At 43.3% G+C, this 16951-nt stretch carries 18 protein-coding genes and 1 tRNA gene; 16 read left to right on the forward strand and 3 right to left on the reverse strand.

The features are described 5' to 3' along the window. The first annotated feature begins 4 nt into the window (after positions 1-4). The 8 genes from P6709_RS11505 to P6709_RS11540 all read left to right on the forward strand — a co-directional run bounded on the left by P6709_RS11505 (position 5) and on the right by P6709_RS11540 (position 8623). A tRNA-Phe gene (locus P6709_RS11505) sits at positions 5-77 on the forward strand. Between the two features lie 354 nt (positions 78-431). After that, positions 432-1814 carry a LysM peptidoglycan-binding domain-containing M23 family metallopeptidase gene (locus P6709_RS11510; protein ID WP_278241070.1) on the forward strand — a complete coding sequence of 461 codons (1383 nt, stop codon included), beginning with the start codon at positions 432-434 and terminating at the stop codon, positions 1812-1814. 513 nt (positions 1815-2327) lie between these two features. Beyond that, positions 2328-3038, forward strand: coding sequence for a response regulator YycF (yycF, locus tag P6709_RS11515; protein WP_278241071.1), 711 nt, complete (start codon positions 2328-2330; stop codon positions 3036-3038). Positions 3039-3043: 5 nt separating this feature from the next. Next, positions 3044-4921 carry a cell wall metabolism sensor histidine kinase WalK gene (gene walK, locus P6709_RS11520; protein ID WP_278241072.1) on the forward strand — a complete coding sequence of 626 codons (1878 nt, stop codon included), beginning with the start codon at positions 3044-3046 and terminating at the stop codon, positions 4919-4921. Then, positions 4918-6249, forward strand: coding sequence for a YycH family regulatory protein (locus tag P6709_RS11525; RefSeq protein ID WP_278241073.1), 1332 nt, complete (start codon positions 4918-4920; stop codon positions 6247-6249). Before walK ends, P6709_RS11525 begins: the two co-directional genes overlap by 4 nt. Continuing rightward, entirely contained in the window at positions 6236-7081 is an 846-nt protein-coding gene (locus P6709_RS11530; protein WP_278241074.1) for a two-component system regulatory protein YycI, read from the forward strand. The genes P6709_RS11525 and P6709_RS11530 overlap by 14 nt, the downstream gene beginning before the upstream one ends. A 6-nt stretch (positions 7082-7087) precedes the next feature. Further along, positions 7088-7882, forward strand: a complete 795-nt coding sequence (locus tag P6709_RS11535) for an MBL fold metallo-hydrolase (RefSeq protein WP_278241075.1) — start codon at positions 7088-7090, stop codon at positions 7880-7882. 150 nt (positions 7883-8032) lie between these two features. Further along, positions 8033-8623 carry a peroxiredoxin family protein gene (locus P6709_RS11540; protein ID WP_278241076.1) on the forward strand — a complete coding sequence of 197 codons (591 nt, stop codon included), beginning with the start codon at positions 8033-8035 and terminating at the stop codon, positions 8621-8623. A 46-nt stretch (positions 8624-8669) separates the two neighbouring features. Here the strand turns inward: P6709_RS11540 and P6709_RS11545 are convergent, their stop codons facing one another. Together P6709_RS11545 and P6709_RS11550 are read right to left on the reverse strand one after the other, a co-directional pair. Next, the gene (locus P6709_RS11545; RefSeq protein ID WP_278241077.1) at positions 8670-9632 is read right to left on the reverse strand and encodes a glutaminase; all 963 of its coding nucleotides are present in this window, start codon (positions 9630-9632) and stop codon (positions 8670-8672) included. 86 nt (positions 9633-9718) lie between these two features. Continuing rightward, entirely contained in the window at positions 9719-10180 is a 462-nt protein-coding gene (locus P6709_RS11550; RefSeq protein ID WP_278241078.1) for a GNAT family N-acetyltransferase, read from the reverse strand. Between the two features lie 166 nt (positions 10181-10346). Between P6709_RS11550 and P6709_RS11555 the strand changes: the two genes are divergently transcribed. The 7 genes from P6709_RS11555 (at position 10347) to P6709_RS11585 (ending at position 15348) form a co-directional block, all read left to right on the forward strand. Then, positions 10347-11567: a S1C family serine protease gene (locus tag P6709_RS11555; protein ID WP_278241079.1), complete on the forward strand. Its 1221-nt coding sequence runs from the start codon at positions 10347-10349 to the stop codon at positions 11565-11567. A gap of 166 nt (positions 11568-11733) precedes the next feature. Further along, positions 11734-11898, forward strand: coding sequence for a CxxH/CxxC protein (locus tag P6709_RS11560; protein ID WP_442905321.1), 165 nt, complete (start codon positions 11734-11736; stop codon positions 11896-11898). A 396-nt stretch (positions 11899-12294) separates the two neighbouring features. After that, on the forward strand, positions 12295-12600 hold the full coding sequence (locus P6709_RS11565) for an antibiotic biosynthesis monooxygenase family protein (RefSeq protein WP_278241081.1): 306 nt from the start codon (positions 12295-12297) through the stop codon (positions 12598-12600). Continuing rightward, positions 12597-12968 (forward strand): hypothetical protein, encoded by a 372-nt coding sequence (locus P6709_RS11570; RefSeq protein ID WP_278241082.1) that lies wholly within the window; start codon positions 12597-12599, stop codon positions 12966-12968. Before P6709_RS11565 ends, P6709_RS11570 begins: the two co-directional genes overlap by 4 nt. Further along, positions 12961-13620, forward strand: a complete 660-nt coding sequence (locus P6709_RS11575; protein ID WP_278241083.1) for a cobalamin B12-binding domain-containing protein — start codon at positions 12961-12963, stop codon at positions 13618-13620. The genes P6709_RS11570 and P6709_RS11575 overlap by 8 nt, the downstream gene beginning before the upstream one ends. Next, positions 13583-14377, forward strand: a complete 795-nt coding sequence (locus tag P6709_RS11580) for a Stressosome protein rsbRB (RefSeq protein ID WP_278241084.1) — start codon at positions 13583-13585, stop codon at positions 14375-14377. Before P6709_RS11575 ends, P6709_RS11580 begins: the two co-directional genes overlap by 38 nt. Before the next feature lie 239 nt (positions 14378-14616). Continuing rightward, positions 14617-15348, forward strand: a complete 732-nt coding sequence (locus P6709_RS11585; protein ID WP_278241085.1) for a glycerophosphodiester phosphodiesterase — start codon at positions 14617-14619, stop codon at positions 15346-15348. 108 nt (positions 15349-15456) lie between these two features. On the opposite strand, the gene P6709_RS11590 is transcribed toward P6709_RS11585, so the two are convergent. Further along, positions 15457-15921: a GNAT family N-acetyltransferase gene (locus P6709_RS11590; protein ID WP_278241086.1), complete on the reverse strand. Its 465-nt coding sequence runs from the start codon at positions 15919-15921 to the stop codon at positions 15457-15459. A gap of 315 nt (positions 15922-16236) precedes the next feature. Here P6709_RS11590 and P6709_RS11595 point away from each other — a divergent pair, with 315 nt between their 5' ends. Further along, a complete protein-coding gene (locus P6709_RS11595; protein ID WP_278241087.1) occupies positions 16237-16884 on the forward strand; it encodes a YesL family protein in 648 nt (215 codons plus the stop codon). Positions 16885-16951: the final 67 nt, after the last annotated feature.

The raw sequence follows: 16951 nt of genomic DNA on the forward strand, positions 1-16951 counted from the left end.
TCAAGGCTTTGTAGCTCAGTCGGTAGAGCAATGGACTGAAAATCCATGTGTCGGCGGTTCGATTCCGTCCAAAGCCATCAAGATATGCTGCAATCGCGGTGTATCTTTTTTTTATGTGCATTTTTGGAATGACCCGGTATCCTCTCCTTCAAACTCCTGCTTATGCAGCACTTTCCATGCGTTTAACTCCCTCTATTTCCAGCATTTCTATTGATTACTACAGTTCCTTTACAGTTTTTCTGGTGTCCGTTTTTTCTTCATTCAATGTGATACATTGAGTTGGTGTAAAAACAAAGAACCAGAAAAGTGGTAATAAATTCCGGTTCGGATTACTTTTTTAAAAGCGGAAGGAGCAACACATGAGTACAAAGAATTCACGCGCATCATTTAGTTCTATATATAAGGGCTCAAGGAAAGTAGGAACTTTCACTATGGTCTCAATCTTATTATTCAGCATCCTTACAATAAATGGAGCTGAAGCGAAGGAAAAAGGGGATCAGGGGCTTGAGAAATTGTATCACGTGTACACCGGCGACCAGTACCTCGGGGCTGTGCCGGAGAAAGAACCTGTCCTCGACTGGATGAACAGCAAAAAGGAAGAATTAAAGAAGGAACATGATTTGTCTGCTGAAGTGTATCTTGAAGATAAACTTGCTATTATTCCTGAACGCGTATTTCAGGCACCTGAAAAAAACGGGAAGGTCCTGGACCAAATCGAAGAAACCGCGATCTTTAAGACAGATGCCAAAGCATTGAAGGTGGACGGGGAAACGATTGCCTACGTGGAGAGCGAAAAAGAGGTGGAGAAAGCACTGGAGCTTGTAAAAAAGACGACGGTTTCTGATAAAGAGCTATCTTCTTTTCAAGATCAGAGTGAAGCTGCAGAAGAATTAGAAGCAGGTGAATCAACTGTTACAAACATCCAGCTCCAAAGATTTGATCAGGCGGTGAAAGCGGAAGTATCCCCTGAAAATATTCTCTCTGCAGAAAAGGCGGCAGAAAAATTAAAAAAAGGAACGAAAAAAGAATCCTCCTATAAAACCGTAAAGGGAGATACACCGGAGAAAATTGGTGAAAAGTTTAACATGAAGGAAGAAAAGCTGCTCGAACTGAATCCTAATCTTGAACAGCTAACGCCGTTAAAGCCAGGAACAAATCTGAATGTGATCAAGCCTATTCAGGGCGTGACTGTAAGGATCACATCAGCAGAGCGGGTAACCGAACGCATTCCACATGAGAAGAAAGTCGTGAAAGATAAGGATTTGCTCGTGGGAGAAACACGAGTGAAGCAGGAAGGCCGGGATGGTGAAAAAGAATTCACGATCGTTACGACTGAAGAAGACGGTAAGGAGAAGTCACAAACCGTCAAGGATGAAAAAGTAACGGATAAACCGGTGACTGAAATTGTGGCAGAAGGAACAAAAGAAATCCCGTCTAAAGGAACCGGATCTTTTATCTGGCCTACCAATGGAGGATATATCTCCAGCCATCAGGGACCAAGATGGGGTAAGCACCACAAAGGAATTGATATTGCTCAGCCGGATGATTACACGATCAAAACGGTTGATAACGGAACGGTTATTTCAGCTGGAAATGAAGGCGACTACGGCAATAAAGTAGTTGTGGACCATAATAACGGCCTGCGTACCATTTATGCTCATTTAGATAAAATACATGTGAAAAAAGGTCAAATCGTCAAGCAGGGTGAATCTCTCGGCATCATGGGAGATACGGGGTTTTCTACAGGGATCCATCTTCATTTTGAGGTCTATTCCAATGGAAAACTGCAAAATCCAATGGATTATCTGGAGTAGTTTAGTTAAAGCGGCTGGGACATTACCCATAAAAATTTAAAAAATGAGGATATATTTTTACTAGTAGTAGGTGAGCGGAACGGAAGGTGGCGACTCCTGCAGGATATGACAGCAAGCTGAGACCCCCGCAAGGAAAAGCCTGAGGAGGGCTCAGCGCCGTCCCTGCGGAAAGCGTCCGACTGAAGCGAAGTGAACCGGTCGTAGAGCTTGAGACACTTTTGTCCCAAGCTCTTTTTCATAGAAAAGGATCATCGCCTGAATTATTTCCAAGGAAATAGTAACATTATTCATGGTCCATTATGACAGCAGCGACTTATGCAGGAACAGTAATAGAAGTTTCTTTCCTTTATTTTGACTTGTCATTCTGTGACATTTCCTCAAACGGTTTCTTCAAATGAGTGAATTATATGGTGTAACATGATACATTAGCTATACGCACGTTTGATATGATAGCTGAAATTTAAATGAGTAACGAATTTGTAATAGAGACGGGACATAAAGGAGATCGATGATATGGATAAAAAAATATTAGTAGTCGATGATGAGAAGCCAATTGCAGATATTCTTCAATTTAATTTAAAAAAAGAAGGGTACGAGGTGCATTGTGCATATGATGGCGATGAAGCCATTGCGAAGGTGAATGAGATTAAACCGGATCTGATCCTGCTTGATATCATGCTGCCAAGCCGTGACGGAATGGAAGTATGCCGGGAGGTCCGCAAAACGTTTGAAATGCCGATTATTATGCTGACCGCAAAAGATTCGGAGATTGATAAAGTGCTGGGTCTTGAATTGGGGGCCGATGACTATGTCACAAAGCCATTCAGCACGAGAGAGCTTGTCGCACGTGTAAAAGCGAATCTCAGACGCCACCAGGCACTGAAAGGACAGCTTGAAGAAGAAAGTGAAACCAATGAGATTGAAGTAGGGGCACTAACGATTCATCCTGATGCCTATATTGTTTCAAAGCGCGGGGAAACGATTGAATTAACACACCGTGAGTTTGAATTGCTTCACTATTTGTCTAAGCATATCGGTCAGGTCATGACACGCGAGCACCTATTGCAAACGGTATGGGGCTATGATTATTACGGCGATGTCAGAACAGTCGATGTAACAGTCCGCCGTCTGCGTGAGAAAATTGAAGATAATCCGAGTCACCCAGCGTGGATCGTTACGCGCCGTGGAGTCGGGTATTATTTGAGAAACCCGGATCAGGAGTAGTGTAAATGAGGAAGGTTGGTTTTTTTCGGTCGATTCATCTTAAGTTTGTGTTAATTTATGTTTTGCTGATTGCACTTGCGATGCAGATCATTGGGGTATATTTTGTTCGTGTGCTGGAGGAAACACTGGTGGAGAATTTCACCACCTCCATCATAGACAGGCTTGGTCCTTTAGAGTACAGCGTAATTGAAGAACTGGATGCCGATATACAGGGGAACCGGACAGAGGAAGACGGGCCACTTGCGAATACAATTGAAGTGCTGCTCGGAGGACTCGATTCTGATGATATTGATGAAGTTCGGGTGGTGGATACCAGAAGCCGTATAATCGGGGCCTGGTCGGCTGATGACAACAATGAACCGATTATCGGCCAAAGATTGACAGCTGGTAATCTTGTGCAGGAAGCACTTGACGGAGTCGGCGCAGGCATAGAGGACAAGCCGAATCAAACCTTTGTTGACCAAAACGATCCCGATCTCGGCCGCATATGGGTCGTAACCTCTCCATTAATCTCCAATGTGAATGGAGAAGTGATCGGGGCCATCTACATTGAGTCCAGAGTGGAAAAAGTGTACGCCCAGATGAATGACATCAATAGCATTTTGGCAGGCGGAACAGCGATTTCACTTGTTATTACGGCAGTTCTCGGCGTTCTGCTCGCCCAGACTATTACACGCCCCATCTCAGAAATGAGAAAGCAGGCACTGGCGATGTCAAAAGGGAATTTCTCCAGAAAAGTAAAAGTATACGGCTACGATGAAATTGGCCAGCTTGCCATCACGTTTAATAATCTCACGAAAAGGCTGCAGGAAGCACAGGCAACGACAGAAGGAGAACGAAGAAAGCTTTCCTCGGTTCTTTCCTTTATGACGGATGGTGTTATCGCCACCGATCGAAGAGGCCGTGTGATTTTAATTAATGATCCTGCAGCAGGTTTGCTAAATGTTTCACGTGAAACAGTGCTTTCCCAATCCATTACAGAAGTGCTTGGTGTGGAGGAGGAGTTCACGTTTGATGATCTTCTTAATCAGCAGGATTCTGTCATTTTGAATTTCAGTACGCCTGCACGTCCTTACGTGCTGCGCGCTAATTTTTCCATCATTCAAAAAGAAACAGGGTTTGTTAACGGCTTGATTGCTGTGCTTCACGATATTACGGAGCAGGAGAAAATTGATGCGGAGCGCAGAGAATTTGTAGCAAATGTCTCCCATGAACTGAGAACGCCTCTGACGACCATGAGAAGCTATCTTGAGGCCCTGGCTGAAGGCGCTTGGGAGGATAAAGAAATTGCCCCTCAATTTTTAAATGTTACCCAAACGGAAACCGAGCGCATGATCCGTCTAGTGAATGATCTTCTGCAATTATCGAAAATGGATAGCAGGGATTACCGCTTAAATAAAGACTGGGTTAACTTTATTGATTTCTTTCAGCGGATCATTGACCGATTTGAAATGGGAAGATCTCAAAATGTGACGTTTAAAACCAAGCTGCCCAATGAATTGCTGTATGTGGAAATTGATACAGACAAAATGACGCAGGTGCTCGATAATATTATATCCAACGCCTTGAAGTATTCTCCCGATGGAGGACAGCTTCGATTCAAAGTGGAGAAAAAGGAAAAAGAAAAAGAACTGGTTGTCAGTGTGGCTGACCAGGGAATGGGTATTCCGCGGGAAAATGTGAAAAATATTTTCGAGCGCTTTTACAGAGTGGATAAAGCACGAACACGCCAGCTCGGCGGAACCGGTCTTGGACTTGCGATCGCCAAAGAAATGATTACAGCACATGGCGGCAGAATCTGGGCATCAAGTGTGGAAGGCAGAGGAACCACCATTTATTTCACGCTTCCATATGACCCGGCAAATGAGGATGAATGGTCATGAATATTGAATTGTTTAAATCCATATTGCTGACACTTCTTGTGATTTTAAGTGGTCTTTTGACGTGGAATATCTGGTCCTATCAGCCGCCGCTAGATCCAATCGAAAATTCCGCGTCCACTGTGGACATCTCAATTGCAGATGAACGAACCAATAAAGAATTAATTAAACCGGGACGCTTTTTAGTCCACAGTGATGAAACGATCCGCGGCACGTCAAGCATAAATGAACTGAACGAGCTTGTGGCACTGATGGAGCAATGGACTCTTTTTAACCTGCGTGAAAACACCTCTTTAAATGAAGAGGAGTTTGAAGAAGTGGTTCATGGAGCGAACCGTCTTGAAATTATTTTTCCTGCACAAGTTCCTTTTTCGACATACCAGGATGTTCTTAACTTTGAAGTATCCCAGCTTCCTGATGCTACCTTTGACAGGGTGGTGGTTAAGATGCCTCAAGAGGAAAACGCGACCTTTACTGTGTACTTTGTCTCCTATGACGCAAGGCAAGTGTTTGAGGCAAAAGTGGATGAAGAGGATTTTGATCCTGTAAATGAAGCGATCGTTGCTACAGCTGATGAGGAATACCCTGTCTACTTTGAGTATCGTGCAGGCAATCGTCTTCATTATCTTCCTCAGGCCTCGAGTGAAGTTTTGCAATACAATCATGTTATGGACGAGCTGAGGGAAGTGGAGTTCCGTAATGCGTTGTTTCAAGACGTGAATGATGTAGATTTAAACTCCATCAGCTCCAATAAAAAGCAGTACTTTGATCAAACGAGCCTGATGGAAGTCGATGAGGGATCGAATATTTTCAATTATGTGAACCCATCTGTCGGAAGATCAGCTGTACCGGCTAGTCCTGGGGATCTGCTTCAGAAAAGCCAGCGTTTTGTGAATGAACATAAGGGATGGACCGATACGTACTATCTATACAATCTGGATGTTGTATCGCACCGCGTCAGTTACAGGATGCATGTGCAGGGGCTGCCGGTTTTTAATGACAAAGGACAGTCAAATATCGCGCAGATTGATTTGCAGTGGGGCGAAAACCGCATCTACAAATACGATCGCTCGTTAATGCAAATGCAGCTTCAAGTGCCTTCAACGACTCAAACCGCTTCTGTTGCTTCCGGATATGATGTTATTGAAGCAATTGAGGATCGTGAAGAATATGACCCGTCTCTGCTTCAGGACGTGCTGGTCGGCTACTATATGTCAATGGAGCCAAGAGAGGAAGATCTTTATACACTCGAACCAATGTGGTTTTATTTATATAATGGGAGCTGGCAGCGAGTTCCTTTAGATGGGGGGGACCCAGTTGGATTGGAGTAAAACAAAAACCATTTTTATTATTGTGTTTTTAGTATTGAATGTATTTCTGTTTATTTTGTTTTTAAACAAATATGAAGACAGTCAATTATCCATACGGTCTCCTCTGTCTGCAGATGAGCGGCTGGTTGAGGACAATATTACATTTTCTGAGCTGTCTAATGAAGCAGACCCGCAGCCTTACTTAAATGCAAAGGCTTATGAGTTTGCCCAGACCGATGTAGATGGCCTGGAACAGCAGAGTGCGACCGTCCGAAACGATATCCTATTAGCTTCTGAGCTGACACAGCCCGTAGATATTGCCAATCCATCTGATCCAGAGGAACTTGAGGAACTGCTCGATGAATTCATCATCGGCGGAGAAGATTATTCATTTTGGAAGTATGAGGAAGAAGAACAGCGGCTGATTTATTATCAGGAGTTTGAGGGAATGCCGATCTATCATAATATCACCGGCAGGATGGTTGTTCAGTTGAACGATCAGAACCAGGCCGTGTCTTACGAGCAGACGATGTTGGGTACGATTGAAAAATTTCCTGATGAACAGGACCTGATCAGTCCAAGAGAAGCGTTTCTTGAGTATTACAAACTGAGCGCTGTTGAACCGAATTCAGAGGTGGTAGAGTCGGAGCTTGGCTACTACTCTATTATTCAGCTGACGGATGCAGCCTCTGAGACACAAGTGCTGACACCTGCCTGGAAAATCACCATCGAGCAGGAGGACGGAGACAGAGAAGTTCATTATCTAAATGCGGTAAATTTTAGTATAATAGAGATTGACTTTGAAGGTCTGGAATTTGAAAGATTAGAAGAAATCGAAGATACAGTGGAGTGAAGCAGGATGACGATGCACATGAGTGTGCTCGCAAGCGGAAGTACAGGAAATGCCGTATATGTGGAAACAGAGGATCATTCGTTTTTAGTCGATGCAGGATTGAGCGGCAAACAAATGGACCTGCTGTTTCAGCAAATCGGCCGTTCGATGAAAAATTTAAGCGGCTTGCTTGTTACACATGAACACAGCGATCATATAAAGGGGCTTGGCATTGTAGCAAGAAAATATCAGCTTCCTGTGTACGCCAATGAAAAAACCTGGTCAGCAATGGAGCCGTTAATCGGAAAAATAGACGCTGAACAGAAGTTCGATTTTCCGATGGAAACCATCAAATCCTTCGGGAGTCTGGATATTGAATCCTTTGGTGTATCACATGATGCTGCTGAACCAATGTTTTATGTTTTCCACCAAAACGGCAAAAAACTTGTACTGATGACCGATACCGGCTATGTGAGCGACCGGATGAAGAAAATCATCGAAGGAGCCGATGTATATGTATTTGAAAGCAATCATGATGTCGGCATGCTTCGTATGTGCCGATACCCTTGGAACATCAAGCGCCGGATATTAAGCGATGTGGGACATGTGTCAAATGAAGATGCGGCACTTGCGATGAGCGATGTGTTAAAAGATAATACGAAGCGAATTTATCTGGCCCACCTGTCAAAAGACAACAATATGAAGGATCTGGCACGAATGAGTGTGAGTCAAACGCTTGAAAGCTGCGGACATATTGTCGGCGAAAAGTTTGAGCTGTACGATACAGATGCCAAAATCCCAACTGAATTATATGCCATTTAATGGCTTTTGAGTCACAGTCTACGTATTGCAGGCTGTGACTTTTTTTGTCTGTCATTTCGACACCTTTGTGAAACATCTCAGAACCACATACAGTGACTCGGGTAAAAAGGGTATGATGGAGAGAACAGCCCAAACGGAAAGGAGTCCTCTATGGTTAAACGGATCCTTGCCCTCCTTTTAATCGGAGCGCTTATCACGATATTACTCATCAATGTACTGGAAGATAAAAAAGAAAGAGAAAGACAGCAGGCCTTGCAGCATACGTACGAAGTCCAGCCGGCTGAAAACGACAAAGCCCAGGTGGCTCCTTCTGATGGACTGCTTGAAGAAGGAGAGCAAGCCCCGGATTTCGATACCGTGACAGTTGAAGGGGAAAACGTCTCGTTAAGCGATTATCAAGGGAAGAAAGTAATTTTAAACTTCTGGACCACCTGGTGTCCGCCCTGCATCGAGGAAATGCCTCATATGCAAAAGTATTATGAAGAAGATGCCGAAAATCAAAATGTCGAAATTCTCGCGGTAAATTTGACGACACGGGATAATGGAATTCGCCGGGTAGAAAGCTTTAAAAAGGATTATGGTCTGACCTTTCCCGTACTGCTGGATGAATCAGGACGGCTTGGGGAAACCTTTTATGCCTTCACGATCCCGACCACCTATTTGCTTGACGAAGAAGGCAAGGTGACAAAAAAACTGATGGGGCCGATGGATCAGGAAATGATGAAGGACTTGATGAAGTAAAGAAAGCAAAAATGGTCAGCCCATCTCGACGAGGGCTGACCATTTTTTAAAAGATGCTTAAATCCCATTCAGTTGAAATCTGGCGCAGCAGCATCGTGCCAGCTGCACTGTTGCCATTTGCGTCGATCGCTGGTCCGAATACGGCGATTCCGCAGCCTTTTCGAAACGCTTTTTCTTCTGAATGCCATTTTGGCGGAACAGAGGCAATAATGCCGCCTGAGACGCCGCTTTTTGCTGGAATTCCTACGTGTGCAGCGAATTTTCCAGAGGAATTGTACATTCCGCATGTGACCATCAGCACCTTAGCGATGCGGGCGACATCACTGCTGAAAATCTGCTGTTTGTTTACAGGATCGTAGCCGTCATGTGCAATGACCAGTCCGATTTTCGACAAATCCTTGAGGCCGATATTGATGGAACACAAGCGGATATAAATATCCAGTGCTTCTTCCACATCCAGCTCAAGCAAATCTGATTCTTTTAAATAATAAGCAAGCGCGCGGTTTCGGTGAGCCGTTTTCCACTCTGACTGGTAGACCTCTTCATCCAGCTCGAGCCGTCTGCCGATCATGCCTTCTACAAATAAAATAAAGCGTTCAAATTTTTCGTCAGATGTATCTCCCGGAAGCATGGAGGCAACCGTAATGGCTCCCGCATTAATGAGAGGATTAAATGGCTTGCCGGGACGGTGAATTTCAAACGGAATGATTGAATTAAACGATTCTCCAGTGGGCTCAACATCCACTTTATCCAGAACAAAGTCCATTCCTTTAAAATGACACAGCGCCACAAAGCTGATAATTTTAGATACGCTTTGAAGCGTAAAGGTTACATCCGTTTCACCTGCAAGATAGGTATCCCCATCATAGTCCATGATACAGATCCCCAGCTGATCCGGGTTCTGCTCAGCTAATGCCGGGATGTATTTTGCTGTAGCTCCGAGCATGGTGTGAGAACGGTTTTCCTCCACCCAAAGCTGCAATTGCTCATATACTTCTTCCATTCGCATGTTCAGCCCCCCTTTTTTATGAGTACTTCTCATCCTATCATGGCTCTTTTTCAAGGGGTTTGTCAAAGAAGGCGTTTCTGCATCCATCAGATCATTTTCCGGACAACCTCCCGTTGAATGGAAAAGCCCAGGTTTTCATAAAATCTTTTTGCCCCTTCGTTGACACACCAGTAGTCCAGCTCAATCGCATGAATTCCGTGTGCTCTGGCGCGTTCGACCACTTTTTCCATTAACCCTTTGCCATAGCCGGCGCCGCGCTTTGTATGTACGACAGCTAATTGGTGAACATATAAAGAGCTGGATGGTTTTTTAAACGCATTTCCCTCACTGCGCCTGATTTCAAACCAGACATAGCCAATCGGCTCCTGGTCTTCTTCTACGACATAGATTTCATGCATTCCCTTTGAAAGGATGCTTTCGAGTTCGAGTGCCACTTCCTCAAAACGGTATTCGTTGAAAACCTCTGGCAGCTTTTCTGCGTGCAGCGTCTGGACGGTTTCATTTAAACGGGCGACCAGCAGCTTGTCGAATGTTTGGATGATCTTCATGTTAATGGACTCCTATTTGTTTTGGATAGGCTAAAGATCGCATAAGCGGGGTATAAAGAAATAAAGTTAAAATTTTTTTTATTTTTTAGCTGTTTTTCATCTGATTTTCATTTTCAGGTTTTATAGTAGACCATATAGAAAAGAGAATAAAGAAAGGGCGATGCAGATGGGCTATTACGATGATCACCAGGAAACAAGGTCCAAATCAAAGCGGGGAAGCAAGGCGGGGTATTTTTTATCGAGTCTTGCCGGTTTGATTGTCGGCGCACTTCTAGTGGTGCTGGCACTTCCGATGATTGGGGATTATGGATCTGAACCTGCGGGCAGCAACCTGTTGAATTCGACGGATTCTAGTGAATCTGCTCAAACCGAGTCGATTTCCTATGACGTAAACTCCAGTGTCACGGATGCTGTGGATGTTGCAGGAGATGCTGTTGTCGGAGTAACAAATATTCAATCCGGAGGCGGGGGAATGTTCGGCCAGACAGCTGAAGACTCCCAGGAAGCGGGAACAGGCTCTGGAGTTATTTATAAAAAAGAAGGCGACAGTGCCTTTATCGTCACGAATTATCACGTGATCGAAGGAGCAGAGCAGGTTGAAGTCACGCTGGCAGACGGCACAAAGCTTGCAGCTGAAGTCCGGGGTGGAGATGTCTGGACCGATCTTGCTGTACTTGAAGTAGAAGGTGCACAAATCGAAACCGTTGCAGAATTTGGAGATTCTAATGCGCTTAAACCAGGTGAACCGGTTATTGCAATTGGGAATCCGCTTGGCCTTCAGTTCTCAGGTTCTGTAACAACAGGAGTTATTTCAGGTCTTGAACGTACAATACCAGTAGACGTTAACCAGGACGGTGCTCCAGACTGGCAGGCGGAGGTTATTCAAACCGATGCCGCCATTAATCCAGGAAACAGCGGTGGTGCTTTGGTAAATATTCAGGGTCAGGTGATTGGAATCAACTCCATGAAAATTGCACAATCATCAGTAGAAGGAATTGGGCTTGCCATCCCGATTGAAATGGCTGTACCAGTCATCGAAGATCTTGAAACCTCCGGTGAAGTACAGCGTCCAACGATGGGTGTGACACTGATTGATTTAGCCAATGTTCCTTCTGTGTATCAGCAGGATGAACTGAATCTGCCTGAAGAAGTGAAAACAGGCGTTGTCATCGAACGGGTTATTCCAAACTCTGCAGCCTCTGAAGCAGGAATGCAGGACCGTGACGTCATCGTGGAAATGGATGGCGAGAAAATCACGAACACGATTGAACTTCGTCAGCATCTATATACAGAGAAATCTGTTGGAGATGAGATGCAGGTAAAAGTATACCGTGACGGAGAAATGCAGGATCTTACTCTTACGCTTACAGATGATGCGCAGCTGTAAGTAGTAAGTTCACATAAATACGACTCTTATTTCTAAGCCGAATAAAAGTCGGGAGCAGGGATCCTTGGGATTCCTGCTTTTTTCATGAGCAAATAAGTGAAAAAAGAATACGAAAAACGACTTTATGCTAAACTAAATGAAGAAAAAAATGAAGGAGTTTTTTAAAATGAAAATTTACTGCTGTGAAGAACATGTCGAACTGGCGCTGGATGTTTTTGTAGACGAAGAAGAAACGTTCCCGGAGTTACGCACAGTGGATAACCCCGAAAGGTTGTCCACAAACTGTGAATATTGTCGAAACCAAGCAGCATATCTTGTGGAGAACGTCTGATCCCATACGACATGTGGATAGAAATTGTGGATATGTGTATAACTTTTGGGGATAAACTGTTTATAATAAAAGAATAACTTTTTATCAACAGACCTCTTCAGTGAAAAAAGAAAACGGTTTATTTTAAAAATGCCTGAAAAACCTATAATGGCGGGCTTATATGAAGAGCAGGGAAAACTTCTTTGACCCCTTTTTTTCTAAATTAGTTATCCACAGCGAAAGTTTTTTTGTGTAATTTACCTTTATTTGTAACTGTTAAAGATGCGTGATGAATAAAAGCACCGGAAACGCCTTAAAAAATCCCCATGATAAGCTGTTTTGATTGCCTTTTAACTAGTATACTTATAAGATAGTGGAAATTAAGAATCGGATGCTAATTTGAAAGGGGTCTGTTTAATGTACACCGTTTTTTCAACATTTGATGTACCAGAAGGAAAAGCAGATCAGGTCATTAAAATATATAAGAACAGGTCGCGATCTGTAGATCTTGCACCTGGCTTTAAGGATTTTCTTCTTCTGCAGAACGATAAAAGAGCAGGAGAGATTACGGTCCAGCTTTTCTTTGATACAAAAAGAGACTATTTAAATTGGGTCAGAAGCGATGATTTTAAGAGAATTCATGAGCTGGAGAAAAAGTATCCGGATGAGGAATTAACCGCTATTGTTCCGAAGGTGACACAATATCAGGTGGTGGCAAGATGAGAGCCATTCAACCATTGGCAGAACAGGCAACAAAGAGAATTTATGAACGTGATCCATCATTACTAGACCGGTACGGAGACCAAGGCAAAACAAAATGCTACGAAGATAATGTGCATCATTTCAGGCAGCTTCACTCCGCCTATGAATTGAAGAAGGCAGCTTTTTTTATAGATTATGCTGTCTGGCTGAATGGAATTTTATCTAAACACGGCATGAATGAACAGCATTTAATCGATAACTTTGAAATTATGAAAGAAGTGCTGACCGCTTCCTCCCAGGTGGAAGAAGAAGCACTGCCTGTATATAAAACGTTTTTAAATCAGGCAATTTCAGAACTTACCGGGCAATCTGACAAAGGAGATGATTAACTTGTCTTTTCCTAAAGAGCTTGCCGGTTATTTACTCGAAGGAAACACAGCAAAAGCATGGAAAGCGATTGAACAGCAAAAAGAGCTGTCCCTGCTTGATACGTACCATGAAATCATTACGCCTGCCATGCAGCATGTGGGGTTTTTATGGGAAAACAACGAAATATCCGTCGCAGACGAGCATCTTGCCACGGTAACCTGTGACTTTATTATATCGAGACTAGCCCATGCCCGTCTCGGAAAAGAAAAGCAGCACAGCCGCAGAGCAATGTTCTTATGTTTAGAAGGAGAACAGCATTATATCGGCTTGAAAATGGTGAACAGTCTCTTTAAGGAGAACGGATGGGAAACAAAATATTTCGGCTCCGATCTTCCCGTGGAATTTGTGGTAAAGTCTGCAGAGGCCTGGAATCCCGAAGTCATCGGTCTTTCCGTATCCATTGTCTATCACCTGCCCAAATTGAATGAATACATTACAGAGCTTGGCAAGCTGCCAAAGCCTCCCGTTATTATTGTAGGCGGGCGTTTATCGGAGCACTACGACCTGCGTCCGTATTGCTCGGAGAACACGATTATTTTAAAAGACTTGATTGAAATGAGAGATTGGCTAAAAAATGAACAGACTACGAGCAAACAAGATGCAGCATTTTAACGAACCGCTTCCGCTCCCTTTTTTAAAATTAGATAAAGAAGGAAACATTATCTACTATTCTACACTGGCGCTGGAGCATTTTGATTTACAGGAAGATAATATTAAAAGCATTGTAGATGAAGAAAGCTATGAAAAACTGTTGAAATACAGCAGTGATCATCAGACAAGAGAGCTTCAAATGGAGCTGGTATTCAAATCCCGCAAGACACCGCTTGCCCTGTATGAGGTGCATATGGTGTGGGATGATGATCTGTACGCTAATATGCTGCTGGTCCCAAAGGATGGGTCCAATCAGCTCCTGGTGGAAAAAATGGCCGCGCTTCAGCAGCGTCTCGCTTCCACCGACTTTGAGCTCTACGAACAGCGGGAAGAGCTGGAGCAGATCTTAACGAGACTTCATGAATTGTCCGGGCCATTTATTCCGTTAACGGATAAAATGTCGCTCATTCCGCTGTTTGGTGATATAACGGAGAAAAAGATTCATATTATTTCGCAAAGCTGCCTTCAGTCTGTTTTTTCGGGAGAGTACGAGGACATCCTCATTGATTTTACAGCAGTGGGTGAAGTAGAAGTGAAGGGCATGGAAAAATTTGTCCTGTTATTAAAAACGCTTCATCTTATGACCGGTAAAAAAATAAAGATTATTGGAATAAAACCCAATACTGCGAAAGTACTCAACCAATTTTCGCTCGACGGGTGCATGGAGTTTGACCATTCATTGAAGCAGGTCCTTTACCGTTATTTCAGGAAAGAATAAATCAAAAAAACCTTTGCGGAGAGCAGCCCTGCAGAGGTTTTTTGGTGTGTAAACTTATAAATCCTTTACAGTAGATTTATGCTGTCTTAACAATTATTCAGTATGGTTAAACTAGGACGCAAAAGCGTACAGCCCCAAAAATAAGGTGACCAGGAAAGCCATAGAACGAGTGGATGCGCACGTTTATATGGCTTATTTTACTTCATTCGCGCACGTACTTACCTTTGAGGAGGATCAAGATGACAAATGTGAAGCTGTTTGCCCACCGAGGATCGTGTACCATGTGCCCTGAAAATACAATGGCGGCTTTTCGTCAGGCCTTGCGTGAAGGGGCAGACGGAATTGAACTCGATGTCCGCATGAGCAGGGACGGCTATGTAGTAGTAATTCACGATCGCACCGTGACCCGGACCACCAATGGGAGAGGCACTGTGGCAGGTTTGACACTGGAGCAGCTCCAAAGTCTAGATGCAGGAAGCTGGTACAATGAAGCCTGCAAAGATGAAAAAATTCCGACACTTGAAGAAGTGCTTCAATGGATCCAGTCGACTGAGCTTGAGCTGAATATCGAGCTTAAAACAGAAGATGATCCATACCCCGGCATAGAGCAGGCAGTCCTTGATTTAATCAATGAATACGTCTTGCAGGACCGCATTGTACTCTCTTCTTTTAATATTGAAACGCTGAAACGGTTAAGAGAACTCGATGCTTCTGTCAAGCTTGCTTATCTGATCAGCGAACAGACCGAAGAAGCCGTCACAAAAGCGCTGTCGCTTAAATCGGATCTTCACTGCCAGTTGTCATTTATGAAAACAGAAGAAGCGGAAAAAGCGGTTCAGGAAGGGATTGCGATCCGCCTTTATACAGTCAATGAAGCAGAAGAACTGATCTCCATTAACTTAAATTATATAGAAGCCGTAATCACCGATGCGCTTGGTGTGCTGCAAAAGGCATTTAAAGTGGGTTCGTAGGCGTAAGTTTAACCTTGGCCACTTTATGAACATGAACCCGTCAAAGAACCTGAGACAAATTTGTCCAAGGTTCTTTTTATTTTTCACAGCGACTTCGATTAAGAAAAATCAATCCCACGTCTGCTTAAACACATCAATCTTCTCGTGTTTCTCATCAGAAACCGTTTCAACCCACGTCCAGCCTCTTTTTCGATAATAGTCTGATGCCTCTTCCGTTCGCAAGTAAATCTCTTTAAACCCTACTTTTTTCGCCATTTCGATTGTTTCAGCGGTTAATCGTTGACCTACCCCCATGCCGCGGTATTCAGGCTTGGTATAAAGGGATGCAAGCCAGGGTCTGTATGCAGGCCGGCATGCCAAATCGTTTTCAACAATGGACACCGTTCCTAGACAACACTCCTTCTCCAGCGCAACAAGCGTTACTGGAAAGGTGTGATCGTGGACAGTTGAAAAATGCTGAACGACTTCTTCGTATGACATCTTGCTGCCCGTTTTCAACACAAATTCCTCATAAATCATCGTAGAAACCTCTGTTATTATATTGGGATGATTGCGTAACACATCTATTTTCATCGTAATCTCCTTTGAATGTGAGCCGCTTATTGCAAGTGGACCACATATGATTGCTCCTTAATTATACTAAATTTTCACTCCTTTACCTTCTATTAGGTGAATGGTATGCTAAACTACATGATTTAAATATGCCTGTCCAATTTTTAAAAAGGGGAAAATGAAAAGTGCTATAGATTTCAAAGTAAATCTATATTTTACAGGGTAATAGATTGTACCGCTAAAAGATATAATTGTAAGTGCTTACATTTTAATCTTATCTTAAATATAAACCCTTATAGCACAAAGAAAACGTATAATGAAGGGACGGGGCTTCAGATGGGAAAGGGAAACGTTCTGAACATAGCAAAATTGTACTTTATATTAGAGTGGATTATGTGGATTGCCTATATCAATCTATTATGGATTGGCAGTGTTCTTTTGGGATTGGTAGTGTTTGGGATCCTGCCGGCTACCGTTGCCATGTTTACGGTCATACGGGATTTGCTGATAAACAACGCGGCCGGAAAAGACATCTTTAAGACATTTGCTTTAACCTATAAGAAGGAATTTCTGAAATCAAATGTGATGGGGTTCATCATGTTGCTTGCCGGGTTCATCCTGTATTTGAATTTTGTCTTTATTCAAGGGATAGAGGGGATTTCCTACTATGTATTTTTTACAGGCTTACTTTTTATTGTTTTTGTCTATATCATCACATTGTTTTACCTTATCCCCGTTTACGTTCATTACGATTTAAGCTTTTTCCAGTACTTCAGGCATGCTGTTTTAATTGGAATGGTTAGTCCGGTGGTGACCATTGCGATGATACTTGGATTCATCCTGTTATACTTTCTCCTGAACACGATACCTGGGTTGATTCCCTTCATTACCGCAAGTACAATTGCGTTACTCCTCATGAGCTGCACGTTAGCGGCTTTTCGCAGACTTGAAAACAAACAATATGCAGCTCCTGGCATCACGTAATCGTTGCCAGAACTTTAAGTTGAATACAATTTCTGCACAAGGGTTTTATTGAATGCTCCGGTGCCTT

Origin of the sequence: Jeotgalibacillus sp. ET6 (genome assembly GCF_029667115.1) — a bacterium.
Taxonomy (GTDB): domain Bacteria; phylum Bacillota; class Bacilli; order Bacillales; family Jeotgalibacillaceae; genus Jeotgalibacillus.

What these genes read in the sequence shown, in the direction of transcription:
- P6709_RS11510 (WP_278241070.1), top strand. Translation starts at nt 432, where the DNA reads ATGGTCTCAATCTTATTATTCAGCATCCTTACAATAAATGGAGCTGAA.
- yycF (WP_278241071.1), top strand. Translation starts at nt 2,328, where the DNA reads ATGGATAAAAAAATATTAGTAGTCGATGATGAGAAGCCAATTGCAGAT.
- walK (WP_278241072.1), top strand. Translation starts at nt 3,044, where the DNA reads ATGAGGAAGGTTGGTTTTTTTCGGTCGATTCATCTTAAGTTTGTGTTA.
- P6709_RS11525 (WP_278241073.1), top strand. Translation starts at nt 4,918, where the DNA reads ATGAATATTGAATTGTTTAAATCCATATTGCTGACACTTCTTGTGATT.
- P6709_RS11535 (WP_278241075.1), top strand. Translation starts at nt 7,088, where the DNA reads ATGACGATGCACATGAGTGTGCTCGCAAGCGGAAGTACAGGAAATGCC.
- P6709_RS11540 (WP_278241076.1), top strand. Translation starts at nt 8,033, where the DNA reads ATGGTTAAACGGATCCTTGCCCTCCTTTTAATCGGAGCGCTTATCACG.
- P6709_RS11545 (WP_278241077.1), bottom strand. Translation starts at nt 9,632, where the DNA reads ATGCGAATGGAAGAAGTATATGAGCAATTGCAGCTTTGGGTGGAGGAA.
- P6709_RS11550 (WP_278241078.1), bottom strand. Translation starts at nt 10,180, where the DNA reads ATGAAGATCATCCAAACATTCGACAAGCTGCTGGTCGCCCGTTTAAAT.
- P6709_RS11555 (WP_278241079.1), top strand. Translation starts at nt 10,347, where the DNA reads ATGGGCTATTACGATGATCACCAGGAAACAAGGTCCAAATCAAAGCGG.
- P6709_RS11560 (WP_442905321.1), top strand. Translation starts at nt 11,734, where the DNA reads ATGAAAATTTACTGCTGTGAAGAACATGTCGAACTGGCGCTGGATGTT.
- P6709_RS11565 (WP_278241081.1), top strand. Translation starts at nt 12,295, where the DNA reads ATGTACACCGTTTTTTCAACATTTGATGTACCAGAAGGAAAAGCAGAT.
- P6709_RS11570 (WP_278241082.1), top strand. Translation starts at nt 12,597, where the DNA reads ATGAGAGCCATTCAACCATTGGCAGAACAGGCAACAAAGAGAATTTAT.
- P6709_RS11575 (WP_278241083.1), top strand. Translation starts at nt 12,961, where the DNA reads ATGATTAACTTGTCTTTTCCTAAAGAGCTTGCCGGTTATTTACTCGAA.
- P6709_RS11580 (WP_278241084.1), top strand. Translation starts at nt 13,583, where the DNA reads ATGAACAGACTACGAGCAAACAAGATGCAGCATTTTAACGAACCGCTT.
- P6709_RS11585 (WP_278241085.1), top strand. Translation starts at nt 14,617, where the DNA reads ATGACAAATGTGAAGCTGTTTGCCCACCGAGGATCGTGTACCATGTGC.
- P6709_RS11590 (WP_278241086.1), bottom strand. Translation starts at nt 15,921, where the DNA reads ATGAAAATAGATGTGTTACGCAATCATCCCAATATAATAACAGAGGTT.
- P6709_RS11595 (WP_278241087.1), top strand. Translation starts at nt 16,237, where the DNA reads ATGGGAAAGGGAAACGTTCTGAACATAGCAAAATTGTACTTTATATTA.